Annotated in this window: 22 protein-coding genes; 16 read left to right on the top strand and 6 right to left on the bottom strand. The window is 45.2% G+C overall.

The window, feature by feature from the left end; genetic code table 11:
- Window positions 1-3: 3 nt before the first annotated feature.
- Window positions 4-801: a substrate-binding domain-containing protein gene (locus tag OH460_RS16885; protein WP_269998857.1), complete on the bottom strand. Its 798-nt coding sequence runs from the start codon at window positions 799-801 to the stop codon at window positions 4-6.
- Window positions 802-1,059: 258 nt separating this feature from the next.
- Window positions 1,060-1,941, bottom strand: a complete 882-nt coding sequence (locus tag OH460_RS16880; RefSeq protein ID WP_269998855.1) for a DMT family transporter — start codon at window positions 1,939-1,941, stop codon at window positions 1,060-1,062.
- A 138-nt stretch (window positions 1,942-2,079) separates the two neighbouring features.
- Here OH460_RS16880 and rmuC point away from each other — a divergent pair, with 138 nt between their 5' ends.
- From rmuC to tatC, 7 genes are all read left to right on the top strand, one after another.
- Window positions 2,080-3,612: a DNA recombination protein RmuC gene (gene rmuC / locus OH460_RS16875; RefSeq protein WP_269998853.1), complete on the top strand. Its 1,533-nt coding sequence runs from the start codon at window positions 2,080-2,082 to the stop codon at window positions 3,610-3,612.
- 65 nt (window positions 3,613-3,677) lie between these two features.
- Window positions 3,678-4,457, top strand: coding sequence for a bifunctional demethylmenaquinone methyltransferase/2-methoxy-6-polyprenyl-1,4-benzoquinol methylase UbiE (gene ubiE, locus OH460_RS16870; RefSeq protein ID WP_032554326.1), 780 nt, complete (start codon window positions 3,678-3,680; stop codon window positions 4,455-4,457).
- Window positions 4,458-4,560: 103 nt separating this feature from the next.
- A complete protein-coding gene (locus tag OH460_RS16865; protein WP_004740977.1) occupies window positions 4,561-5,166 on the top strand; it encodes a ubiquinone biosynthesis accessory factor UbiJ in 606 nt (201 codons plus the stop codon).
- Window positions 5,163-6,797 carry a ubiquinone biosynthesis regulatory protein kinase UbiB gene (gene ubiB, locus OH460_RS16860; RefSeq protein WP_102425552.1) on the top strand — a complete coding sequence of 545 codons (1,635 nt, stop codon included), beginning with the start codon at window positions 5,163-5,165 and terminating at the stop codon, window positions 6,795-6,797. The genes OH460_RS16865 and ubiB overlap by 4 nt, the downstream gene beginning before the upstream one ends.
- Window positions 6,798-6,850: 53 nt before the next feature.
- Window positions 6,851-7,093, top strand: coding sequence for a Sec-independent protein translocase subunit TatA (gene tatA / locus OH460_RS16855; RefSeq protein ID WP_008218506.1), 243 nt, complete (start codon window positions 6,851-6,853; stop codon window positions 7,091-7,093).
- Window positions 7,094-7,096: 3 nt separating this feature from the next.
- Window positions 7,097-7,504, top strand: a complete 408-nt coding sequence (gene tatB / locus OH460_RS16850) for a Sec-independent protein translocase protein TatB (protein WP_269998850.1) — start codon at window positions 7,097-7,099, stop codon at window positions 7,502-7,504.
- A gap of 66 nt (window positions 7,505-7,570) precedes the next feature.
- Complete coding sequence (gene tatC, locus OH460_RS16845; RefSeq protein ID WP_102425553.1) at window positions 7,571-8,323, top strand: twin-arginine translocase subunit TatC; 753 nt, start codon at window positions 7,571-7,573, stop codon at window positions 8,321-8,323.
- Between the two features lie 287 nt (window positions 8,324-8,610).
- Here the strand turns inward: tatC and OH460_RS16840 are convergent, their stop codons facing one another.
- Window positions 8,611-9,372 (bottom strand): TatD family hydrolase, encoded by a 762-nt coding sequence (locus OH460_RS16840; RefSeq protein ID WP_269998847.1) that lies wholly within the window; start codon window positions 9,370-9,372, stop codon window positions 8,611-8,613.
- 208 nt (window positions 9,373-9,580) lie between these two features.
- On the opposite strand from OH460_RS16840, the gene hemB reads away from it, so the two are divergent.
- The 4 genes from hemB (at window position 9,581) to OH460_RS27455 (ending at window position 14,877) form a co-directional block, all read left to right on the top strand.
- A complete protein-coding gene (gene hemB / locus OH460_RS16835; RefSeq protein WP_004741486.1) occupies window positions 9,581-10,624 on the top strand; it encodes a porphobilinogen synthase in 1,044 nt (347 codons plus the stop codon).
- 77 nt (window positions 10,625-10,701) lie between these two features.
- Window positions 10,702-11,142, top strand: coding sequence for a GNAT family N-acetyltransferase (locus OH460_RS16830; protein ID WP_269998843.1), 441 nt, complete (start codon window positions 10,702-10,704; stop codon window positions 11,140-11,142).
- 695 nt (window positions 11,143-11,837) lie between these two features.
- A complete protein-coding gene (polA, locus tag OH460_RS16825; protein WP_269998841.1) occupies window positions 11,838-14,636 on the top strand; it encodes a DNA polymerase I in 2,799 nt (932 codons plus the stop codon).
- A 193-nt stretch (window positions 14,637-14,829) separates the two neighbouring features.
- Window positions 14,830-14,877 carry a hypothetical protein gene (locus OH460_RS27455; protein WP_438356636.1) on the top strand — a complete coding sequence of 16 codons (48 nt, stop codon included), beginning with the start codon at window positions 14,830-14,832 and terminating at the stop codon, window positions 14,875-14,877.
- A 265-nt stretch (window positions 14,878-15,142) separates the two neighbouring features.
- Here OH460_RS27455 and OH460_RS16820 read toward each other — a convergent pair whose 3' ends face one another.
- Both OH460_RS16820 and yihA read right to left on the bottom strand, forming a co-directional pair.
- On the bottom strand, window positions 15,143-15,742 hold the full coding sequence (locus tag OH460_RS16820; RefSeq protein WP_116869839.1) for a GTP-binding protein: 600 nt from the start codon (window positions 15,740-15,742) through the stop codon (window positions 15,143-15,145).
- 224 nt (window positions 15,743-15,966) lie between these two features.
- Complete coding sequence (gene yihA, locus OH460_RS16815; protein ID WP_032498332.1) at window positions 15,967-16,626, bottom strand: ribosome biogenesis GTP-binding protein YihA/YsxC; 660 nt, start codon at window positions 16,624-16,626, stop codon at window positions 15,967-15,969.
- Window positions 16,627-16,774: 148 nt separating this feature from the next.
- Here yihA and OH460_RS16810 point away from each other — a divergent pair, with 148 nt between their 5' ends.
- The 5 genes from OH460_RS16810 to hemN all read left to right on the top strand — a co-directional run bounded on the left by OH460_RS16810 (window position 16,775) and on the right by hemN (window position 21,327).
- Entirely contained in the window at window positions 16,775-17,392 is a 618-nt protein-coding gene (locus tag OH460_RS16810) for a c-type cytochrome (RefSeq protein ID WP_061033100.1), read from the top strand.
- A gap of 570 nt (window positions 17,393-17,962) precedes the next feature.
- Window positions 17,963-18,601 carry a class I SAM-dependent methyltransferase gene (locus tag OH460_RS16805; protein ID WP_269998837.1) on the top strand — a complete coding sequence of 213 codons (639 nt, stop codon included), beginning with the start codon at window positions 17,963-17,965 and terminating at the stop codon, window positions 18,599-18,601.
- Window positions 18,601-19,158 carry a Der GTPase-activating protein YihI gene (gene yihI, locus OH460_RS16800; RefSeq protein ID WP_008218484.1) on the top strand — a complete coding sequence of 186 codons (558 nt, stop codon included), beginning with the start codon at window positions 18,601-18,603 and terminating at the stop codon, window positions 19,156-19,158. The genes OH460_RS16805 and yihI overlap by 1 nt, the downstream gene beginning before the upstream one ends.
- A 6-nt stretch (window positions 19,159-19,164) precedes the next feature.
- Window positions 19,165-19,653, top strand: a complete 489-nt coding sequence (locus OH460_RS16795) for a DUF2489 domain-containing protein (RefSeq protein ID WP_008218483.1) — start codon at window positions 19,165-19,167, stop codon at window positions 19,651-19,653.
- A gap of 282 nt (window positions 19,654-19,935) precedes the next feature.
- Window positions 19,936-21,327 (top strand): oxygen-independent coproporphyrinogen III oxidase, encoded by a 1,392-nt coding sequence (gene hemN / locus OH460_RS16790; protein ID WP_269998831.1) that lies wholly within the window; start codon window positions 19,936-19,938, stop codon window positions 21,325-21,327.
- Window positions 21,328-21,410: 83 nt separating this feature from the next.
- Here hemN and OH460_RS16785 read toward each other — a convergent pair whose 3' ends face one another.
- Window positions 21,411-23,975, bottom strand: coding sequence for a bifunctional diguanylate cyclase/phosphodiesterase (locus OH460_RS16785; RefSeq protein WP_269998829.1), 2,565 nt, complete (start codon window positions 23,973-23,975; stop codon window positions 21,411-21,413).
- Between the last annotated feature and the right edge of the window lie 83 nt (window positions 23,976-24,058).

Here is a 24,058-nt window from a genome sequence, read left to right as displayed (position 1 = left end):
TTATTAACGAGTCCAACCTTCGCGAGTGAAAAAGGTTTCTCCCTCACTGCTGTTAACGAAATCAATGAAAGCTTGAGTTTGTGGATCTGCACCTTTTGCCTTTGCTAGGGTGAGATCTCGGTAGATACGTCTTTCTGGCTCAATTTCTACATAGTCGACTTTATCGGCATGGTTGAGTGGCCAGTGAATCCAAGTGATCCACGCATCAGCCTTTTGCTGTTGAAAAGCTTTGAAACTTGCTCCGCTGCCTTTAGCGTAAGCAATGATTTTTTTGCGAAAGTTCTGTACGTCAGCCAGTGAACCTGTGCGCCCTGCGACGTCTTCCCAAACGCCTGTACCGGAAGTGTTGTAAACCCCTAAACCTTCAGTCACGACTATTCGTGCTGGTTTTTCGAGTAGGTCTTTAATCCCGTTGATATTTTTTGGGTTCCCTTTTGGGACCGCAATCACTGCACGGCGCAAGTACACTGGCTCTACATCTTGATCGGTAATAAAGGGGTAGGTTTCAACAAAAGCACTCATGGATTGTTCCGAGGCTCCAAAGATTAGGTCAGCATTTTGCTGTGCGTCTTTCGTCCACTTTGATTCAGGCCCAGCGATCACGTTTACCGTCCCCTTACTTTTTTTACTGAAAGCTTCTGCGGCACGACGAAGAGCGGTGTCGGGGCCTCCTGGGCCATAGATATTGATTTCTCCATCTTGAGGTTGATGGGTGATGTCTGAATCAAGTTGGGGTGAGGCGAGTGCTGAAGTGCTCGCAATCAGTATGCTTAGGCCTACAGTAGTTAGTTTAAGTTGCATCTTTTCTCCTAATCTAAACTCAAAATGCTTACAAGAGACGCAAGAGCTCATCGATTGGATGCAGTAAAGGTAAATTTTTTTGTTCAGCCTTGTTACTTAGGTTGTGATTTTATTTTTTCTCAATGAGATAGAGGGGGTAGTTGAGGGGCAAAGAAGTGGATAGTTCGCGATTTTAGGTGCCAGCCTTGAGAAGGTCGGCACCTAACAATGTTTATCAAGAGAAGAGGTTAGAAAGCTATGTTTTATAATGAGCCCGATCTATTTACTTACTTTGATTTGTTGAATCACCAAACCAGCAATAATCAGCACTAAACCAAACAGGGTTGATGGGTGAATTTCTTCGCCGATAATGGTGGAAAGTAGCATCAAAGAGATAAAAGGTGATGCGAAAATCAGGTTACTGATACGGGCCGTGTTGTTGGTGAGCTTCAATGCTGATAGCCACAATACAAAGGTAATCCCCATCTCAAACAGGCCTACGTAAGTCACTGCCATCCAACCTTTCGCTGTGATTTGGCTAAAGCTCTCGCCCTCGTAAACGGTTAAACCAATTGCGAAGGGCAGCGCCACTAAGAACCCAAGCAGTACACCTACCACAGGGTCAGCCTTGTTTTTGGTGTTGAGAATCCAGTAGCCCGCCCAAAGTAGAGTTGAAAGTAGAGCTAATGCCACACCAAGTGGGCTATCGAACTGCATGCCTAGTACATCGCCTTTGGTAGCAATTACAACCACACCCGCATAACTGAAGGTACAAGCCACCCAATCTTGCTTGCGAATCTTTTGCCCCAGAAAAACGGCTGCCATCAGCGTTAGCGTGATAGCCCAGCTGTAGTTGATGGCCTGAGCTTGAGAAGCTGGCAGCAGGTCGTATGCTTTGAAGAGAATCAGATAGTAGGCCAGTGGGTTAACCAAACCAAGCAGTAGGTAGTACCAAGGGTTTGATAGGAATGTTGTGCTTAGCTGAGAAAGCTTACCTTGAAAGGCGCAGACCGCGATCAACGCAATCGACGACACAATGCTGGCAATGGTCAGCATTTGGATAGGTGAAAACTCAGCAAGGGTCAGCTTAAAAGCAGTAGCGACCGTTGACCACAGCAGTACTGCGGAAAGGCCAAAGCCCAAGGCACGACGTTCGTTCATGGCAACTCATTCTAATTGGGTGGGACTGAATACGGAGCGCTTAGTCTATCTGTCGAATTTTAATACGGCAAACTGGACATTTATCCAGTATCAAAATACCATTTAATGAGTTATTTCCAATTAGGCTAAATCATTATCATGCAATGGATTATCGAACATCAGGCAACGCTTATTGCTGCAATTTCTGGCGCACTCGTCAGTGGCGGCGTCGTGGGTTGGTGGGTTAAACAGAAACTCTCTTTTCAGCAGCGATTGCTCGAGCAGCAACTTGAGTCTGATCGTTTGTTGCATGAATCACAGCAGTCACAGCTCAAGTCCTCACTTGCAGAGGCGCAACAAGAGCTCGATGAGCTAGATGATGAGCGAGACAAAGCCGCATTCGAGCTTAAACAAGCGCACGGCAAGGTGATGGCTGCGATGGAAAAGCTTCGCTATTTCGAAGCGGTCAAACAAGAACGCCAGCAGTACGCTGATGAGATCAATGTGTTGAAAGATCATAAATCTGAGTTGGAGGCTGAACTGCGTGAGCAAGAAGCAAGGCACGATCAAGAAAATCTTGCCAATAGCGAAAAGCTGCAATTGTTAGAGCAGGCTGAATCACGCCTGAAGCAGCAGTTTGAGCATCTTGCCAATCAGCTGTTTGAAACCAAAACCGCTAAGGTCGACCAACAAAACAAGCAGAGCCTAGAGGGGCTACTCTCACCGTTAAGAGAGCAATTAGAAGGCTTTAAGAAGCAGGTTAATGACAGCTTTAGCCAAGAAGCCAAAGAGCGTCACACCTTGGTGCATGAACTGAAGAATCTACAGCGCCTTAATGAAAGTATGACTCGCGAAGCGGTTAACCTAACTCAAGCGCTCAAGGGTGATAACAAGCAACAAGGTAACTGGGGTGAAGTAGTATTGGCTCGTGTGCTTGCTGAGTCTGGCCTGCGAGAAGGACATGAATACCAAACGCAAGTGAATCTACAAAACGATGCTGGTAAGCGTTATCAACCGGATGTGATTGTCCACTTGCCGCAAGATAAGCAAGTGGTCGTGGATTCAAAAATGGCGTTGGTTGCGTTTGAACGCTACTTCAATGCCGAAACCGATCAACAGCGTGATGCCGCATTGCGTGATCACTTGGTCTCACTGAGAGCGCACATCAAAGGACTGAGCCAGAAGGATTATCATCAGCTCAAAGGCATCCAAAGCTTGGATTACGTGTTGATGTTTATTCCGGTCGAGCCTGCATTCCAAGTGGCGATTCAGGCTGACCCTAGCTTGGTGAAAGACGCGATGGAGCAAAACATTATTTTGGTTAGCCCAACCACCTTGCTGGTGGCACTGCGTACCATTGATAACTTGTGGCGCAATGAAAGGCAAAACCAGAACGCTCAGGTGATTGCCGAACGCGCAAGCAAGCTTTACGACAAGCTACGCCTCTTTGTCGATGATATGGAAGGCCTTGGCAGCTCGCTAGATAGGGCGAACCAAAGCTATCAAGGCGCCATGAATAAGCTGGTAACAGGCCGAGGTAACGTGATTCGTCAGGCGGAAAGCTTCAAGCAATTAGGCGTTGAGGTGAAGAAACCTATCTCTATTGGCTTGACAGAAATGGCGCAAAATGAGGCTTTTTCAGAAAATGCCTCCTTAGTAGAAAGACAACCCGCTGAGGATAAAGTAAACTAATCGGCCGCAGCGCCTCTAAACACAGAGTGCGCTGTCGATGAGAACTTACCATGGTAGATAACAGCATTATGGACACAAGCGTGCAGACAAATTCAGCAGTAGAGTCAGAAACCACACACTTTGGTTTCGAAACAGTCGCGAAAGACGAAAAAGTCGCGAAAGTAGCAGAGGTATTTCACTCTGTAGCCGCTAAATACGACATCATGAATGACTTAATGTCGGGTGGTGTTCACCGTTTGTGGAAACGATTCACGATTGATTGCAGTGGCGTTCGCCCTGGTCAGCGTATTCTAGACCTTGGTGGTGGTACTGGTGACCTGACGGCGAAATTCTCGCGCATCGTTGGTGAAAAAGGCCACGTAGTTCTTGCTGATATCAACAATTCAATGCTGAATGTTGGCCGCGATAAACTGCGTGATAGCGGTATTGTTGGCAACGTACATTACGTACAAGCGAATGCTGAAGAGTTGCCTTTCCCAGACAACTACTTCGATTGCATTACCATCAGCTTCTGTCTGCGTAACGTAACTGATAAAGATAAAGCACTGCGCTCTATGTACCGCGTGCTTAAGCCGGGCGGTCGTCTATTGGTTTTAGAGTTTTCTAAGCCAGTGCTTGAGCCACTTTCTAAAGTGTACGATGCGTACTCATTCCACCTATTGCCAAAAATGGGTGAGTTGATTGCTAACGATGCAGACAGCTACCGTTACCTTGCAGAATCTATCCGCATGCACCCAGACCAAGAAACGCTGGAAGGCATGATGCAAGAAGCCGGTTTTGAGAATACGAAATACTACAACCTAACGGGCGGCATTGTTGCGCTGCACCGAGGTTACAAGTTCTAGTTGAACTTGGTAGCAAGTGCTTTGAGCGTGTTAGATAGAAAATAAGAATTAAAGATAGAACGGATAGGTTAAGGCTTATCCGTTTTCAAAGGTAAGGACAGTCATGCCATTTGATCCATTGGTAACCGCGGTTATTGAAACCTCTTTGAATACGCTAGTAAACGATGACCCAGCACTGGTTCGTCGTTTGTCTCGTTTAAAAGGGCAGATCATTCAAGTCAATTTGAAAGAGTTGAATAAAACACTTACGTTCGTTTTCAGCCAACAAATTGATGTGTTGTCAGAATACGAAGGGCAACCTGATTGCTACTTATCTTTGAACCTATCCGTGTTACCTGAACTGCGTGAGCAATCGAATATCACTAAGCTTATCAAGCAAGATAAGTTGATTTTGGAAGGTGATATTCAGTTGGCACAGAAGTTTTCTCAGCTGATGACAGACTGCAAACCTGACTTGGAAGAGTGGTTGTCTCGCGTGACAGGTGATGTGGTGGCTCATACCTTGGTCCAAGGCGTTAAGAATGTTGGTGGCCTTGTGGCTAAGCAAGCGACCAAACATCAAAACCACTTCGCTCAGGTTCTGACTGAAGAGTGGAAGATCGCTCCAGCGCCATTAGAGGTGGCACATTTTTGCGATCAGGTTGACGACGTGAAAAGCTCAGCTGCACGCCTTGAAGCTAAGTTGAACGCTCTGTTGGAGAAAGCATGACCCCAACAGAACTGAAACGTCTTTATCATATTATCAAGGTACAGTTGGAATATGGCCTTGATGAATTGATGCCAGAACACCAATTGACCAAAGCGCCTCTATTGGCGAGAAAGTCACTGTTTTGGATTAAGAACAAGCACAAAGATAAAGAGTTAGGGCATCGTCTACGTCTGGCTTTGCAAGAGCTAGGTCCGGTGTGGATCAAGTTTGGACAGATGATGTCGACACGTCGTGATCTGTTCCCCCCTCATATCGCCGACCAGTTGGCATTGCTGCAAGACCAAGTGGCGCCGTTTGATGGTGAACTGGCTAAGCAAGATATGGAGAAGGCACTGGGTGGCAGTTTAGACAACTGGTTTACTGACTTCGATATTACACCGCTTGCTTCAGCGTCTATTGCTCAGGTACATACCGCGAAATTAAAAGAGAACGGCCGAGAGGTAGTTCTGAAGGTAATTCGACCAGATATTCGCCCGGTGATTGATGCAGATCTAAAACTGATGCATCGAATGGCGAGTATAGTCGCTAAGTCGCTTCCTGAAGCACGTCGTTTAAGACCGGTTGAGGTGGTTCACGAGTACGAAAAAACCTTACTTGATGAATTGGACCTACGCCGAGAGGCTGCAAATGCCATTCAACTGCGTCGTAATTTTGAAGGCAGCGAAGAGCTATACGTTCCTGAGGTGATTCCTGATTTAAGCAGCGAAACCTTGATGGTATCAGAGCGTATTTATGGTATTCAGGTATCAGATGTCGAGACCTTAAAAGCCAACGGCACCAACATGAAACTGCTGGCGGAACGTGGTGTGACAGTATTTTTCACCCAAGTGTTCCGAGACAGCTTTTTCCATGCCGACATGCACCCGGGGAACGTCTTCGTTAACCCAGAGAATCCAGACAACCCTCAGTGGATTGGCCTCGATTGTGGCATTGTCGGCACACTCAACAGTGAAGATAAGCGTTATTTAGCTGAAAACTTGCTGGCTTTCTTCAACCGAGATTATCGTAAAGTCGCAGAACTGCACGTTGATTCGGGCTGGGTACCGCACGATACCAATGTGAACGATTTCGAGTTCGCGATCCGCATGGTGTGTGAGCCGATCTTTGCTAAGCCACTGGGTGAGATCTCATTTGGCCATGTGTTGCTAAACTTATTTAATACAGCAAGACGTTTCAACATGGAGGTTCAGCCTCAGTTGGTACTTCTGCAGAAGACCTTGTTGTATGTTGAAGGGTTAGGTCGTCAGTTGTATCCACAACTCGACTTGTGGGAAACCGCAAAGCCTTTCCTTGAAACTTGGATGATGAATCAGGTGGGGCCGCAAGCTGTGATCAACGCAGTGAAAGAGCGAGCGCCATTCTGGGCAGAAAAACTGCCAGAGCTGCCAGAGTTACTTTATGACAGCTTGCGCCAAGGTAAAGCGATGAACCACAGAATGGATCAGCTTTACCAAGGTTACCGAGAGAGTAAGCGTCAGCAAGCAACTGGAAAGTTTTTGTTTGGCGTTGGAGCCACTTTAGTCGTATGCTCCGCAATATTAGTTTCAAGCCCTTATGAGCAGCTATCTATGGGCTGTGGCATCGCAGGTGTCACATTTTGGCTGCTTAGTTGGCGAGCTTACCGTCGTTAGACAGTAGACTCTCTTTATATTTTTTTGTGTAGACAGACCCGAGGACAATGACAATGGGTGGTATCAGTATTTGGCAACTTCTAATCATTGCTGTAATTGTAATTTTGCTATTCGGAACAAAGAAACTGCGCGGTATGGGTGGTGACTTAGGTTCAGCGGTTAAAGGCTTCAAGAAAGCAATGAGCGATGATGAAAAGCCTGCAGACAAGAAAGACGCAGACTTCGAACCAAAGAATATTGAACAGCAGAAGACAGAAGCGACTGCTGAAACAAAGAAAGACAAAGAGCAGGCGTAAATCGTGTTTGATATCGGTTTTTGGGAACTGGTATTAATATCTGTCGTTGGGTTAGTGGTTCTAGGGCCTGAGCGTTTGCCTGTAGCAATTCGCAGTGTATCCAAGTTTGTGGGTTCGGCGAAAAGTATGGCAAACAGTGTGAAAGATGAACTTTCTCACGAGCTTAAGGTGCAAGAGCTACAAGAAAATCTACGCAAGGCGGAACAAATGGGTATGGAAGATTTATCTCCAGACCTTAAAGCGTCAGTCGATGAACTTAAGCAGGCCGCTGCTGAAGTTCAACGTCCATACGCTAAGCCTGAGTCTGATAAGCCAAGTGAGACTAAACCTAGTGTCACGGAAACTGTGGAATCTGAAACCATTCAGGTGAACAGTGAAGCTTCAGCACCGTCAGATAAGAAAGCCGAATAGTCTCGCAAGGAGGGGTCGCCAGGTACATGCGGCTCCTTTTCGATCTTCCTGTTTAAGAGGTTTGAAATGTCTTCGACTGAGCAGACACAGCCTTTAATTAGTCACCTTCTAGAACTCCGCAATCGACTACTACGTTCGATTCTTGCCGTTTTAGTCGTGTTTATCGGGCTAATTTATTTTGCTAATGATATTTATGAATTCGTATCAGCACCTTTGGTAGATCGCCTACCTGAAGGGGCGACGATGATCGCAACCGATGTTGCATCGCCATTTTTCACACCTTTAAAACTAACGTTAATTGCTGCTGTGTTTGTCGCGGTGCCGTTTATTTTGTATCAGGTGTGGGCTTTTGTGGCTCCGGGTTTATACAAGCATGAGAAGCGCTTGATCATGCCGCTTTTGGCTTCAAGTTCTCTGTTGTTTTACTGTGGTGTGGCGTTTGCTTACTTCGTGGTATTCCCATTGGTATTCAGCTTCTTTACGGCTATCTCGTTAGGGCAGGTAGAGTTTGCGACGGATATATCGAGTTATCTCGATTTTGTACTCGCACTGTTCTTTGCTTTTGGTATTGCCTTTGAAGTACCAGTGGCGATTATCTTATTGTGTTGGACGGGTGCAACGACACCTAAAGCGCTAGCTGAGAAGCGCCCTTACATTGTCGTGGGTGCTTTTATTATCGGTATGATGCTGACACCACCAGATATGATTTCTCAAACACTGTTGGCGATTCCAATGTGTATCCTATTTGAGATCGGTCTGTTCTTCGCTCGCTTTTATGTGCGTAAGCCTGATGCTGATGAAGAAGAAGCGGAATCGTAAGTCAGAGCTCTGCAGCAAAAATCAAAGAATAAAAAAAGCGGCCTTAGGCCGCTTTTTTATTCTTCTTCGTTATCGAATTTTCAACTGATAGCCACAGTTCTGACATACATAGAGCTCTTTAATGCCCAAGATTTTATGCCATAGAGTTCGATGCTGACGTTGTAAGTATTGTGAGTGGTCACACATTATTAACTACCTCTATATGCAGGCGGTTGATAATATACATGTCACCCTGTTTTAACAAATGAATTTTATTGAAAACAATAGAAATTGGTTATCTACATTATTTATAAATCAAACAATGACTTAGCGTTGTCTGTTGTAATTTTTTCAACTTCTTCTAGAGTGATGCCTCTTAGGTCTGCAATGCGCTTTGCGACTAGCTCTGTGTACGCAGGTTCATTGCGTTTACCACGGTTTGGCGCTGGCGCTAAGTAAGGGCAGTCTGTTTCTAAGATAACGAAGTCCATATCTAGGTGTGGTATCACCTTATCCATACCTGAATTCTTAAAGGTCGAAACACCACCTAAACCAAGGTGGAAGCCGAGCGCATTGATCGCTTGAGCTTCTTCTAGGCTGCTGCCAAAGCAGTGAAATACACCACGTAAGCTGCCGTCTTGTTCTTGTTTTAGCAGAGTCAGGGTCTCTTCTATTGAATCGCGAGTGTGGATCACCACCGGCAAGTCGAGCTCTTTTGCCCACTGCAGTTGGGTAACGAAAGCCATCTCTTGTTCGGCTTTAAAGGTTTTATCCCAGTAGAGGTCGATACCGATTTCACCCACTGCGATAAAGTCGCGTTTATCGAACCAAGCGCGAATGGTCTTTAGCGTTTCTTCAATATTTCCATCCACATAACAAGGGTGTAAGCCCATCATTGAACGACATACTTCCGGAAATTGAGCTTCCGTTGCTAGCATTGGCTCGATAGATTCTAGGTCGATGTTTGGTAGTAGAATCGTATCAATACCTTGAGCCAGTGCGCGCTGCACTACCTGTTCGCGGTCTTCATCGAATTCGCTAGCGTAAATATGAGCATGGGTGTCGATCATTGTTTTATCCTGAATGCGGTCTTTACTGAGTTGCCATGAGTATACGGCAGTGTGAGGAGAAGGTCATTTTTTGCCATTTCTCCCTGTTTTTGAGTGGGTTTTATATTTTACTGCTAGCGTCCTGAGCCATCAGTGATATGCTTTTGCCTGTATTTAGCACTTTTCATATCTAAGTATTTCGGTACTTAGACTAGGCAAGGAGAATCTAGTGTCTGTTTCAATTCAAGGTCAATTCCCAGGTCGCCGTATGCGCCGTATGCGTAAGCACGACTTTAGCCGTCGCCTAATGGCAGAAAATCAATTGTCTGTGGATGATCTAATCTACCCAATGTTTATCCTAATGGGTAAAGACCGCCGCGAGCCTGTAGAGTCTATGCCGGGTGTTGAACGCCTGTCGATCGACCTTATGCTTGAGGAAGCGGATTACCTTTCTAAATTGGGTGTTCCTGCGATTGCTCTATTCCCAGTCGTGAACCAAGATGCTAAAAGCTTATGCGCGGCTGAAGCCCATAACTCTGAAGGTTTGGTTCAGCGTGCTGTACGTTCACTAAAAGAACATGTGCCGAACATTGGTGTTATCACAGATGTCGCGTTAGACCCGTTCACCACACATGGCCAAGATGGCATCATCGATGAAGATGGCTACGTGATGAATGATGAGACAACAGAAGTGCTGATCAAACAGGCACTTTCTCACGCTGAAGCGGGTGCTGACGTGGTTGCCCCATCGGATATGATGGATGGTCGTATCGGTAAGATTCGTGAAGCGTTAGAAGAAGCGGGTCATATTCACACTCAAATCATGGCGTACTCTGCGAAATACGCGTCGTGCTACTACGGCCCATTCCGTGATGCTGTCGGCAGTGCGTCTAACCTGAAAGGTGGTAACAAGAAGAACTACCAGATGGATCCTGCAAACAGTGATGAAGCCATTCACGAAGTCGCTATGGATCTTAACGAAGGTGCGGACATGGTGATGGTGAAACCGGGCATGCCTTACCTAGATATCGTGCGTCGTGTGAAGCATGAGCTGCAAGCTCCGACGTATGCATACCAAGTGTCTGGCGAATACGCGATGCACAAAGCGGCGATTCAAAATGGCTGGCTGAAAGAGCGCGATACAGTTATGGAATCACTACTGTGCTTTAAGCGTGCTGGTGCGGATGGCATCCTAACTTACTTTGCTAAAGATGTCGCTGAGTGGCTAGCTGAAGACAATGCAAAGGCCGCTGAACATTTAAGAGAAAAGTAACGACTTTAGGTTAAGCTAAAAGATTGTTTAAAGGGTTGGCCGTCGTGCCAACCCTTTCGTTTATGAGGGTGGAAAGTATGTCAGTCATCGTACGTGAAGGTTCACTGGAAGAAGTGGTTTCGGTTGTTGAGCAGATTAACGAGTTTGCTCAAAAAGAGAGTGTGGCTTCTCTTTCACAACGCTTATCAGGCAAAAAGAGTTTGATTTTAGTCGCGGAAGAAGCGGGCGTGCTACTGGGTTTTAAGATCGGCTATGAATTGGAACCGAACACTTTTTACAGTTGGTTTGGTGGTGTATCGCCGCTCGCGAGAAACAAAGGAGTCGCACAGGCTCAATTAGATGTGCAAGAGCAGTGGGTGAAACAACAAGGCTACCAACAACTCAAAGTGAAATCGCGTAATCAGTTTCCTGCTATGCTGCGCCTATTACTGAGGAATGGTTACCAAATCGAAAAACTGGAAGAAAAAGAGGATATTCGAGAGCATCGTATTCATTTCGTGAAGCAACTATCGGCATAAGTAACGTCTCGAATTCGTGGCATTAATCAGTCAAACGAAATTAAATGAGATTTATTATCATTTAGTGGTTGACTATTAAATGAGAATCATTATTATTAAACCTGTCTTAGGGAATGAGGAAATGTTCACAAGGATGTTAAGTAATCGAGTATCAACTTGGTTACCCAACAGAATTCTCGCGAACTTGTACTAAGTTCTTTTTGACACGACATTGCTCACATTGCTTCCAGTGTAATTTATAGCTTTTAGGTACAGCTGTGGTATTCAATTTGAATGGCTTTACCGGTTTTTGCTAGGCGACATCTTCGGGTGTCGCTTTTTTTATGCCTACCATTTCAACAAGATGCATATTTAGTGGCACGTATTTTTATGAATAAAACGCCATCAGCATTCTTTTCCACAACGCAAGATCTTAAAAAGATCGTTGATCATCTGTTCGATCTGTAAATTTTTACTTTATTTTCAATGGTTTGTTTGTGTTTTTTGCGCTGTTTGTCTTAGTTCTCAACAGGGTGGATAAATAATATAAACAGAGTTATCCACAGAACGCCTATATCTAAGAACAAAAAATAACAACAAATTGATTATATCGAACACAACCGAGTGAACGGATACGGATCGACAACGTGGAATCCAACCAACAGACGTGGCATTCTTAACAGATAATTTCTGTACTTACTGGATACACAAACATTATGGCTCGTATTCCTGATAATCCATTGATTCTGATCGATGGCTCTTCTTACTTATATCGCGCGTTTCATGCTTACCCTGGCACCATGAGCAATGGTGATATCCCGACTAACGCGGTTTACGGTGTAGTTAACATGCTGCGCAGCATGATGCGTCAATTTGCTTCTGATCGTATTGCGGTTATTTTTGATGCAAAAGGAAAGACGTTCCGTGATGACATGTACCCAGAGTACAAGGCTAATCGTCCACCTATGCCGGATGATCTACGTTGTCAGATCGAACCTTTGCACAGCGTGATTCGCGCAATGGGTCTACCACTTATCTCGATCCCAGGCGTTGAAGCGGATGATGTGATTGGTACGCTGGCTTCTCAAGCATCTAAAGCGGGCATGCCGGTTTTGATCAGTACTGGCGATAAAGATATGGCGCAGCTGGTTGATGACAACGTTACTTTGATCAACACCATGACCAACGTGGTGATGGATCGCGAAGGCGTGATAGAGAAGTTTGGCATCCCACCTGAGCTGATTATCGACTACCTTGCACTGATGGGCGATAAAGTGGATAACATTCCCGGCGTTCCAGGTGTTGGTGACAAAACAGCAACTGCTTTACTACAAGGCATTGGTAGCATCGAGAAGTTGTACCAAAACCTAGATGATATTGCAGCGCTTGGTTTCCGTGGTTCTAAGACGATGGCTAAGAAGCTTATCGACAATAAAGACAACGCTGAAATGTCTTACCAACTGGCGACGATTAAACTGGATGTTGAACTTGAAGAGACACCAGAGTCACTCGTAAAAACCCAACCAAACACCGATGAGCTAATTAAGCTATATGGTCAACTGGTCTTCAAATCTTGGCTGAATGAGCTTCTTGAGGGCGGTACTGGCGTAGTTGAAGCCGATGATAAATCTGGCGCTGTACGTAGCAGTGGTGCATCGGCAACCTCAACCGTTGAAATGAACACTTCAGCAGTGACGATTGATCGTAGCAAGTACGAAACTATTCTTGATCAAGAGAGTTTCAACGCTTGGCTAGAGAAGTTGAAAGCGGCAGAGGTGTTTGCTTTTGATACTGAGACAGACAGCCTAGATTACATGGTGGCTAACCTGGTTGGCTTATCATTCGCAACCGAAGAAGGCGTTGCCGCTTACGTACCGGTTGCTCATGACTACCTAGACGCACCACAGCAACTGGATCGTGATTGGGTACTAGAACAGCTGAAACCGATTCTTGAAGATGATGCACAGGCTAAAGTGGGTCAAAACCTCAAGTACGATATGAGCGTTTTAGCGCGCTACGGTATTGAGATGAAAGGCATTAAGCATGACACCATGCTAGCGTCTTACGTTTTCAATAGCGTTGGCGGTAAACATGACATGGACAGCTTAGCGCTACGTTTCTTACAACACAGCTGTATCTCGTTTGAGCAGATTGCGGGCAAAGGTAAGAAACAACTGACGTTTAACCAGATTGAGTTGGGTGAAGCGTCTCCATATGCGGCTGAAGATGCTGACGTAACACTACGTCTGCATAACCGCTTGATGGAAAATATCGAGCAAGACGAAAAGCTAAAAGCGATTTATGAAGAGATCGAAGTACCGCTGATTCCAGTCATGTCTCGCATTGAACGTACCGGTGTATTCGTTGATGACATGTTGTTAGGTGCACAGTCACAAGAGATTGCGGTTCGTCTTGATGAGCTAGAACAAAAAGCTTACGAGATTGCTGAGCAAGAGTTCAACATGAACTCGCCGAAACAGCTACAAGCGATTCTGTTCGAGAAAATGGGCCTGCCTGTTATCAAGAAAACACCATCTGGCTCGCCTTCAACTAATGAAGAAGTACTACAGGAACTGGCGTTAGATTACCCGCTACCTAAGTTAATCATCGAATATCGCGGTCTGGCGAAGCTGAAGTCTACTTACACAGACAAGCTGCCGAAGATGATCAATGTGGAAACGGGTCGTGTTCACACCTCGTATCATCAAGCGGTAACGGCGACAGGTCGTTTGTCTTCGACCGATCCAAACTTACAGAATATCCCAATTCGTAATGAAGAAGGCCGTCGTATTCGCCAAGCATTCGTTGCACAGCATGGTTGGAAGATTCTAGCGGTCGATTACTCTCAAATTGAATTGCGTATCATGGCGCACCTATCGGGAGATAAAGCACTTCTGGAAGCTTTCCAACAAGGAAAAGATATCCACGCGGCAACGGCAGCTGAGATCATTGGCGTTAATATTGAGGATGTGACTTCTGAGCAACGTCGTCGTGCTAAAGCGGTTAACTTCGGTCTTATCTACGGCATGAGTGCCTTTGGCTTGGCTAAGCAGCTCAGTATTCCTCGTGGTGAAGCACAGCACTACATGGATACTTACTTCGAGCGCTACCCTGGTGTGATGCAGTACATGGAAGATACGCGTAGTGCTGCTTCAGACCAGGGCTTCGTTGAAACCATTTACGGTCGTCGTCTGCACCTACCTGAAATCCAATCGCGTAATGGTATGCGTCGTAAGGCAGCTGAACGTGCGGCGATCAATGCGCCAATGCAGGGCACAGCGGCAGACATCATCAAGAAAGCGATGTTGTTGGTTGATGAGTGGATTCAAGCGGAAGGTGATGGTCGAGTTAAGCTACTGATGCAAGTACACGATGAATTGGTATTTGAAGTGGAAGAGTCATCTTTAGCCGAAATTGAAAGTAAAGTACAAGAATTGATGGAATCTGCTGCTGAGCTAGAAGTACCGTTGGTGGCGGAAGCTGGCCACGGTGACAACTGGGATCAAGCCCACTAATCAGTTTTTGACCTTATTGAGTAAATTAGTATGAGCCAGTGCACAAACACTGGCTTTTTTTTGTCTCAAATAAAGTTGGGTTGGGAAAAGAGTTTGGGTGTTTTAATAAAACATTCATGAAAAAAAACTACAAAAATTGTTTTCATTTCTGAGCAATTGTTGTACATTAAATCTCGTAGGGTACAGAGGTAAGATGTTCTATCTTTCAGACCTTTTGTTTCACGTTATTGGATTAGGCTGATTCAGCCGCCCCAGTCAGTATTTGACTGGGGCGTTTTTTCTTGTGCGAAAGAAAAATATTTCTACCCTACAACTCCCCTGAAAAACGCCCCATTTCTAGTGCTTTTATTACGCTTTTTACGTGTCTTCTTTCTCTCTTTCATTCGTGGTGAATTTGGAATTCAATCAGCAATTGGTAATTTAAATCCACACATAAAATGATTGTTTTATTATTTGAAATAACTTTTATTTTACAAGTTGCCGATAAAGGATTGATCGCTCGCGCCCTATTTATCAGTGCATTGAGTGGGTGAATGCTCAATGTAGTCCATGATTTGCTGTTGTTTTTCTGTGCTGTACTTGAGGGCTTCGGCGGTGATCTGTATGGACTGCGCCATTGAGGAGATATTGTTGGTCGCCTTTACCAAGGTTTGCTGCATTGGCTTCAAGATCAGTAGATAAATCGCGGTTAGGGCGATAATAATCACACCGACAACGGCAACCAACGCAATGATGATCTTGGTTTGAATATCATCGAGCAGCGTTTGGCTTGTCTGCTTAAAGGCAACGCGAGATTGGTCTAAGGCTTGTGGCAGTTGATGGAGCGAGGTCTTGGTGGTATCGGCAAGTTTGTTGATGCTTTCAACCGTTTGATTAAGCGCCAGTTGTTGCTCGTCGCTAAGGTTAGGGTTATTAACGATGGCCTGCAGCGATTGTGATATTACCTCAAGAGACTCACTCGCATCTTGAGCGTATTTCTCCATACCATCTAAGTCTAAGGTCATATCAACGTTGATCAGCGGAGTTTCTGTTGTGTCTGCTTCAGAGGCGAACCCTGAAAATGAAACCATTATCAGTGCCATTGTGACTAGGGGTATTTTCCACATGAGTGTTCCTTTCTCATTGTACTGTTTGTAAAAGTTTGTCTTTTAGTATGGTTCACTTCTGTTGTTTGTAACGGGTTTATCTTGCTTTTTATTCTCGGTTTTTGAGTTTAAACCGCTAATTTATAGACAAAAAAATACCCCACCTATATAAGGCAGGGTATTGATAAGGTGCGATCTGTTGAAGTCGCGATCGATTCGCTATGTGCTCCCTCTATATATAGAGGTTACTCTGAATCGTTGTGCTCTTCGTTTTCTAGCTCGTCGATGAGTTGTTCAGCAAGCGCTGGAGCAAACCATTCATCCATCTTGTTACGCAGTTGGTCAACACCAATGCCTTTCAATGAAGAGAATACGTCAACGGCGACATCACCACCGAAAGACTCTGCATCTTTGCGAATCTTCAGCAGCTGTGCTTTACGCGCGCCTTGTTTCAGCTTGTCGGCCTTAGTTAGCAGTACTTGTACTGGAATACGGCTATCAATGGCCCAGAAAATCATTTGTTGGTCTAGGTCTTTCATCGGGTGGCGAATGTCCATCAATACCACCAAACCTTTTAACGATTCACGTTTTTGTAGGTATTCACCTAGCGACTTCTGCCACTTTTTCTTCATCTCAAGCGGTACTTGAGCAAAACCGTATCCAGGTAAATCGACGATATGACAACCGTCCGTTACCTTAAATAGGTTAATAAGCTGAGTTCGACCAGGTGTTTTACTGGTTTTCGCTAAGCTTTTTTGGTTGGTAACGCGATTTAGCGCGCTAGATTTACCAGCATTGGAGCGTCCTGCAAACGCAATTTCGATCCCTTCGTCTTCTGGTAAGTGACGAATATCAGGTGCACTGGTAATGAAATGCGTGTTTTGATAATGAATTTTTACGCTCACTGTTAACTCCATCTCGACTTTGTGTAGTCGATTGATTACTTTTTTGTGAATTTGTGTAAAATAACCGTGCTCGGCATAAGGTCGCCTATTGTACCATGAGTGGCAACATAGAGTGGTACTGGAAGCTTGATAATTATAATGGAATGTCATGAAGAAATTAGCGCTAATTTTGAGTCTTTTAGCCAGCTGCTCAGTATGGGCTCAAGGTAGTATTGAAGCTGGTAAAGCCAAATCACAAACATGTGTTGCCTGCCACGGTGCTGACGGCAACAGTCTGATCACTCAGTACCCTAAGTTGGCTGGTCAACATGAGAAGTACCTAGAGAAGCAGTTAAAGGAGCTTAAGCTAGGTATGACGAGTGGTGGTAAGCAAGGTCGTTATGAACCTGTAATGGGTGCAATGGCGATGCCTTTATCTGAAGAAGATATGGCTGACCTAGCGGCATACTACGCATCTCTACCTATCTCTAACAACTCTACACCTGAAAACGTAGTTGATGAAGGTAAGGTACTTTACACAGCGGGCAACGCAGAGCGCGGCCTAACAGCGTGTATCGCTTGTCACGGCCCTCGTGGTAACGGCACCGAGCTGTCAGGTTTCCCTAAAATTTCAGGTCAACACGCAGAATACATCAAGGCTCAACTTGAAAAATTCCGCGATGGTAGCCGTAATAACGACATGAATGCGATGATGCGTGATGTAGCTAAAAAGTTAACAGACGCAGAAATTGATACCTTATCGAAGTACGTTGGTGGTCTACACTAATTTGTCGGTTTCTCGCTCTTAGCCAGAGTGAAGAAATGTACGTTCGAGCGAGATTGAAGAAGACGCCTTGATCAGAAATGATTGGGGCGTTTTCTTTTTCAAGGGCTATTTAATAGATATTAGTGATGCTTTGTCTTTTTATGTCTAATTTATCTATGTGTGATCAATTTGTGTGCGAAAGTGTGAAGTCGCACTATTGTAGTCTTTTTGTAACACGGTAAAGTAACCGCCATCAGCTAGGAGCTGACTTAGATATGGATGATCATCTAGTCTAACGGTATAGACAGAAACGGATCAGGCTAGGACAGCCCAGCAACAAGGTGTTAGAAAAGGATAGCCAAAACTCATCAGGACGATGAACAACAAACAAATTTGGCATGGAAAGCACCAATAACAAATGGAGATTTGTGTACCAAGTTGAGTATGCAAATTTTGGCCGATATAGGCAGATTTAGAGAGCGATAGGTTTTCCTATCGCTTTTTTTATTGATTTGATGAAAAAACACCCAATACCTCTCCACTATAAACGCAGTTTCTGGTATGTTTCGCATCCCTGTTTAAGGATGTGCTATGTATACTTGTCCCTTATGCCATCACCATGGCGTGAATCACTATTTTGAAGACAAACGCAGAGCCTATCTGCAGTGTCAGCAATGTGAGCTGGTATTTGTAAAACCAGATCAAAGGTTAGAAGCAAACGAAGAGAAAGCGCACTATGATCTTCATGAGAACGATCCTAGTGATGCTGGTTATCGCCGCTTTTTATCTCGCATCGCGGATCCATTAACAGACAAAATTTCATCTAACTCACACGGGTTGGATTTTGGTTGTGGCCCAGGCCCTACGCTATCTATTATGTTAGAAGAAGCCGGACACACCATGGAGTTATACGATATTTACTACCACCCAGAAACTTCTGTGCTGGAGAAAACGTATGACTTTATGACTGCCACCGAGGTGATAGAGCATCTTTACCACCCAGATCAGGTGTGGCAGCAATGGTTGAATTTAGTTAAGCCCAAGGGCTGGATTGGTCTGATGACCAAGCTAGTAATAGACGTGGACGCGTTTGCTGGTTGGCACTATAAGAATGACCCGACACATGTCGTCTTCTTTAGTCGTCAAACATTCCAGTTTTTGGCTGAGCGGGATAAGCTCGAACTCGAATTTATTGGAAATGATGTAATTTTACTGAGGAAGACCCAGTAATGAGCCGTAGTAAAAAATCTAGAAAGCCGGGAGCATATGGTGCTCCTGAAGTTATCGTTACTCGTAACCGTAGCGAATCTGACGTTGAAGGTCGTGAACGTAAGCGTATTAAAAAGCGCAAGGGCCTAAAATCGGGTAGCCGCCACTCAGATGGTAGCGAAGCAAAACAGCGTAAAGCTGCACAAGATCGCGACCCACGTTTAGGTAGCAAGAAAAAAATCCCACTGATCGTTGAACCAGTGAAGAAGCTGACTAAGCAAGAGCGTAAGCTATCTAACGAGCAAGAGTTAGAGATGCTTGAGAATGATCCACAGCTGAACACACTACTAGATCGTATCGAAAATGGTGAAAACCTAGGTGCTGGTCTACAGAAGTTCGTTGATGAGAAGCTTGATCGCATTGAGCACCTAATGGGCCGTTTAGGTTTGCTAGAGCCAGAAGACGATGAAGAAGAAATCTTCGAAGAAGCACCCGTTGTATCGAAAAAGAAAGCAAGCTCTGACGAAGACTTGTTATCTCAGTTCGAAGACATCGACTTAGACAGCTTTAAAGGTTAATAGCCAATGAACGTAACCTTATTAGCAATTGCTGGTGGAATTATCATTCTCGGCTTGGGCTCTTACGCAGGTTACCTTCTACTTCAAGTGAAGAAGCAGACGGAGTTGCAAAAGCAGCATCAAGCACTAGCGATTGAAAAACGTAACGCGACGATTTACGAAAACGTAAATACTTTGTGTCTTGCGGGTATTCAAGGCCAGTGTGATTTGCCTGAGATCAGTATCCGAGTGTGTATCATCATGGATAATGTTCAGGGAGATGAGCGTGTCGACCTTGACGCAGAATATCCGGCCCTTTCCGAGCTGTACCATATCGTTAAAGATATGGCACGCGGAGAAGAAAGGCAGGAACTGACAAAGAAAGAGCGCATGCAGCAGAATCTCACACGCCACAAGGCAGAGACTCGCTTGAACGATGCAGTCATCGAAGATTTGAAAAGGTTGCAAGAGAAGGTTAAGCCTCTTAATAACCAAATCAACATCCAGATGATCTAGTCACTAAGACTATTAAATATAGAGGCTTGTTTACTACCGGTGTTTTTAAGATGAATTATCTTTAACCCGAGAGATAAATGAGCCTTCTTACCTTTTGCGCCTCTGTATTCCGGTGCATTGTTAGTGATCAAGCTAGCAGTTCTGAGTTTTTATCTAGAAAATGGATTTTGTCTTGAAACGACCTTAAAGGTCGTGTGGCAAAATAACCCGTCTATATTTTAATGTATGTAAATTGATTTGAGAGAGCCTAGGTTCTCGCGGATCTAAATTGGAAGTACCGCTATGTCGAGCAAGCCAGTAACAACGAATCAGCAAATCGTTTGGGACCAAGAAATCTTAAACAAGTACAACTATTCGGGACCTCGTTACACTTCATACCCAACTGCGTTGGAGTTCCATGAAGCGTTTACCGTCTCTGATTACGACATGGCGTGTACGCAATACCCAGAGCGTCCACTGTCGCTTTACGTGCATATCCCGTTCTGCCATAAGCTTTGTTACTACTGTGGTTGTAACAAGGTGATTACTCGTCACTCGCACAAAGCGGACGAGTACCTAGATGTGATTGAGCATGAAATCCGCCAACGTGCTTCTTTATTGAATGGTCGCGAAGTGACTCAACTGCATTTCGGTGGTGGTACACCAACCTTCCTAAGTAAGACACAAATCACGCGTCTAATGATGATTCTACGTGATGAGTTTAACTTCACTGCTGACGCTGAGATCAGCATCGAGGTTGACCCACGTGAGATTGAACTCGATGTGCTGGATCACCTGCGCAACGAAGGCTTCAACCGCCTGAGTATCGGTGTTCAAGATTTCAATAAAGAAGTGCAAAAGCTGGTTAATCGTGAGCAAGATGAAGAGTTCATTATCGCTATGGTTCAGCGTGCTAAAGAGCTTGGCTTCCGTTCAACGAACCTAGATTTGATTTACGGCCTACCGAAGCAGACTCAAGCATTGTTCGCTGAAACGTTGAAGCAAGTGCTGGAGATGAAACCGGGTCGTCTATCGGTATTTAACTACGCTCACATGCCACAACTGTTTGCGGCGCAGCGTAAGATTAAAGATGAAGACCTGCCAAAAGCTGAAGAGAAGATGGCGATCTTGCAAGATACTATCGAGACTCTAACGGGGGCTGGTTACCAGTTTATCGGTATGGACCACTTCGCACTTCCTGAAGATGAGCTAGCAGTGGCGCAGCGTGAAGGTGTGTTGCACCGTAATTTCCAAGGCTACACGACTCAGGGCGAATGTGACCTAGTAGGTTTTGGTGTGTCGGCTATCTCCATGGTGGGTGACTCTTACGCGCAAAACCAAAAAGAACTTAAGAAATACTACGCTCAAGTGAATGACCTTCGCCATGCGCTTTGGAAAGGTGTAGCACTAGATAACGATGATTTACTGCGTCGTGAAGTGATTAAGCAGCTGATCTGTAACTTCAAACTCGACAAGACGATGATCGAATCTGAGTTCGCTGTTGATTTTAATCGTTACTTCAAAGAAGACTTAGAGCTTCTGCAAACCTTCATCAACGATGACTTGGTTGAGGTAGACGACAAGGAAATCCGTGTAACGCTTCGTGGTCGTCTGTTGATTCGTAACATCTGTATGTGTTTCGATAAATACTTGCGTGCTAAGGCTCGCCAACAGCAGTTCTCACGCGTTATCTAATCACTCGCTCAAGAATAAACACATAAAAAATGCCAGCATGATGCTGGCATTTTTGTATTCGGCTTACTCTAATCTTAGCTTGCTTAGGCAGTAGTCTGTTTGCGGCCTTGTTTAGCGTTAGCAAGATCAGTCGGCCATTGGTCAAACGGCACCGGGCGACTGTATAGGAAGCCCTGTGCCTGCGGACATTGCAGCTGTTTTAGCAAGTCAGCTTGCTGCTGAGTCTCAACCCCTTCAGCGACTAAGCTAACCTTGAAGCCTTTGGTGATATTGACGATAGCGGCAACAATTGAGCTGTCTAGGTTCTCTTTATCGAGCTTGCTGACAAAGCTGCGGTCGATCTTAAGGCAGTCGAATGGCAGTTTTTGTAGGTAGGCCAGCGACGAATACCCGGTACCAAAATCATCAATCGCAATTGAGATACCTAATGCTTTGAGTGTCAGCATGTTGTCGATGACCGTTGGGTCGTTGTCGACGATTCGCGATTCGGTAATCTCCAAGGTGAGGTTCTTCGCTGGTAGCTTGGTCTCACTCAGAGTCTTCTTCACTAAATCAATGAACCCATTCTCACTAAGCTGGTCAACTGAGAGATTAACGTGAATAGAGAAGTCTTCACTCCACTTGCCTGACTCGATTGCGATGGCGGTATCTCGACAGGACTTGTGCAGGATCTGCTTACCTATGTCGTAGATGAGCCCACTCTCCTCGGCAAGAGGAATAAACTCTAATGGCGAGATAATGCCTTCATCTGTTACCCAACGCGCTAGCGCTTCAGCCCCTATGGTTGAGCCTGATTCGAGATCGATGATTGGCTGATAAAATGGTTCGAACTGTTGAAGGTCGATCGCTTTATTGAGGCGCGCCAACATCTTGGTTCTATGCCTAGAAGCGTTCCCCATTTCCGGGCTGTAGATACTGACGCGGGCTTTGTCTTGCTTGGCGTTACTCAATGCGATGCTGCTATTACGAAGCCACACGGTAAAATCTTGCTCATTGGACACATGGACAATACCGATTGAGACTTTAATCATCACGCTCTCAGATTCCATTGCAAACGGAGAGGCGAAGGTCTGCAGTAGGCGATTTGCCAGCAGCTGAACGTCACTCTCTTGAGTGACGCTCGGTGCGTAGATAGCAAACTCATCACCACCAGTACGAGCCAGTAGATACTCTGAAGGTAGCATGCCACGTAAGCGTGCCGCGGATATGATCAATAGTTGGTCACCATTGTAATGGCCAAGGCTGTCATTGATGTCGCGGAAGCGGTCAATACCCACCAAGAATAGCGTGCCTTTCTCGTTAGCTGCACTCTTCTTAGCGGCATCGATCAAACCTTCTCTACTATATAGCTTAGTGAGCGAGTCGTAGGTCAGTTGAGACTGCAATTGCTTAAATGAGGCCTTTAAGTTGTTGGCCATTTCATTGAACGCTTCAACCAACATACTGGTTTCATAGATATGGCCAGACCTCGGCATATTGGTATCCCAATCACCGTTGGCAAGGCGCTTTGCCGCATCAGCGGTTGAGGTGATTGGCTGAGTAACACGGTTAAAGGCGATTAAGCCTAGGATGATGCCAATGCAGCTCACGGTAAGTCCAATTAGCCAGCTATTTCTTTGATTTTCAGGCAGCTCGCCAAGCAAGTTGGTTTTGGGTATCGACATACCGATAAACCAAGTGATGCCATGCTCATCCTGGTAGGGAGTGATTTGATTGAAGTACTGTTCGCCATCTAAGGTGAATCTGAAGCGTTGGAGTCCCTCTTTTTCAATCAAGTGCAGTTGGTCAACGTAGCTAGCACTCTCGCGTATTATTGGATTAGCGCTCTCGGTAGCTAATAAGCGTTGGCCTCTATTAGTTTTGCCTGTTCCCCAAGAAATCACACTGCCAGCGCCAGAGTGGGCGACTAAACGTTGCTGTTGATCGATGATGTAAACTGACGCATCGGTTTTTTCCTTCAGTTCTCTTAAGAACGCGTTGAAGGTGTTGATCTTGATATCGCTAACGATAACCGCTTTGAACTCGTTGTCGTCATAGATAGGAGCAAGAGCTGAAAGGGTGATCTCTTGGCGTTCGTCCGCGTTGGCATAGATTGGAGACCATGACGGCTGTTTGTCATTGACAACAGGACGATACCAAGGACGAACTCTAGGATCGTATCCGGAAATGACCGAGCGAATATCGTCACTGATCTTACTGCCGCGATAGATAACCAGCTGATCTTGAGTGCGGTCATCTTGGAGCATTAAGGTATAGCCGTTGTTGGCCTCTTTACGAAAACCGACATAGTTACCGTCTTCTGAACCAAAGCCGATCACATCTAATTGAGGGACGGCTGTGAAATGGTCAGAAAACTTATAAAGGATGTAGTCTTGAACCTTGCTAAGGTTTCCAGGCTGATACAGCTTGTGATAGCCGATGTTTTGGCTTAACGAGAGGTTGGCGTGAAATGGCTTCTCTAAGAACTCATCTAGGCTTTGATGAACGTTATCTGTGAGTGATGTTAGCTGGCGTGCACTAATATCACTCACCATCTCTTGGTAGCTTTGCTTTTGAGTGAAAACCATTACGCCCATAGTGAACAGAAAAATCAGCACGAAGGGCAGAACCACAGCGGTTCTCAATGTAATTTGTGTTTTCAAAGACATCGTTGCTACAACTTTGGTGAATAGTGTACTGTAATTGTACCGACACTATTCAAACCAAGCGACACTTTTTTGGTTAAAAAGTA

Origin of the sequence: Vibrio sp. Makdt, assembly GCF_027587015.1 — a bacterium.
Taxonomy (GTDB): Bacteria; Pseudomonadota; Gammaproteobacteria; order Enterobacterales; family Vibrionaceae; genus Vibrio; species Vibrio chagasii_B.
This window is presented reverse-complemented; position numbering and strand designations above follow the sequence as displayed.

Coding starts and splice junctions, on each gene's coding strand:
- yihI (WP_008218484.1), top strand. CDS start 18,601: ATGAGCCGTAGTAAAAAATCTAGAAAGCCGGGAGCATATGGTGCTCCT.
- tatA (WP_008218506.1), top strand. CDS start 6,851: ATGGGTGGTATCAGTATTTGGCAACTTCTAATCATTGCTGTAATTGTA.
- OH460_RS16805 (WP_269998837.1), top strand. CDS start 17,963: ATGTATACTTGTCCCTTATGCCATCACCATGGCGTGAATCACTATTTT.
- polA (WP_269998841.1), top strand. CDS start 11,838: ATGGCTCGTATTCCTGATAATCCATTGATTCTGATCGATGGCTCTTCT.
- OH460_RS16885 (WP_269998857.1), bottom strand. CDS start 801: ATGCAACTTAAACTAACTACTGTAGGCCTAAGCATACTGATTGCGAGC.
- rmuC (WP_269998853.1), top strand. CDS start 2,080: ATGCAATGGATTATCGAACATCAGGCAACGCTTATTGCTGCAATTTCT.
- tatC (WP_102425553.1), top strand. CDS start 7,571: ATGTCTTCGACTGAGCAGACACAGCCTTTAATTAGTCACCTTCTAGAA.
- OH460_RS16840 (WP_269998847.1), bottom strand. CDS start 9,372: ATGATCGACACCCATGCTCATATTTACGCTAGCGAATTCGATGAAGAC.
- OH460_RS16830 (WP_269998843.1), top strand. CDS start 10,702: ATGTCAGTCATCGTACGTGAAGGTTCACTGGAAGAAGTGGTTTCGGTT.
- OH460_RS16785 (WP_269998829.1), bottom strand. CDS start 23,975: ATGTCTTTGAAAACACAAATTACATTGAGAACCGCTGTGGTTCTGCCC.
- OH460_RS16810 (WP_061033100.1), top strand. CDS start 16,775: ATGAAGAAATTAGCGCTAATTTTGAGTCTTTTAGCCAGCTGCTCAGTA.
- OH460_RS16865 (WP_004740977.1), top strand. CDS start 4,561: ATGCCATTTGATCCATTGGTAACCGCGGTTATTGAAACCTCTTTGAAT.
- OH460_RS16795 (WP_008218483.1), top strand. CDS start 19,165: ATGAACGTAACCTTATTAGCAATTGCTGGTGGAATTATCATTCTCGGC.
- ubiB (WP_102425552.1), top strand. CDS start 5,163: ATGACCCCAACAGAACTGAAACGTCTTTATCATATTATCAAGGTACAG.
- OH460_RS16820 (WP_116869839.1), bottom strand. CDS start 15,742: ATGTGGAAAATACCCCTAGTCACAATGGCACTGATAATGGTTTCATTT.
- OH460_RS16880 (WP_269998855.1), bottom strand. CDS start 1,941: ATGAACGAACGTCGTGCCTTGGGCTTTGGCCTTTCCGCAGTACTGCTG.
- hemN (WP_269998831.1), top strand. CDS start 19,936: ATGTCGAGCAAGCCAGTAACAACGAATCAGCAAATCGTTTGGGACCAA.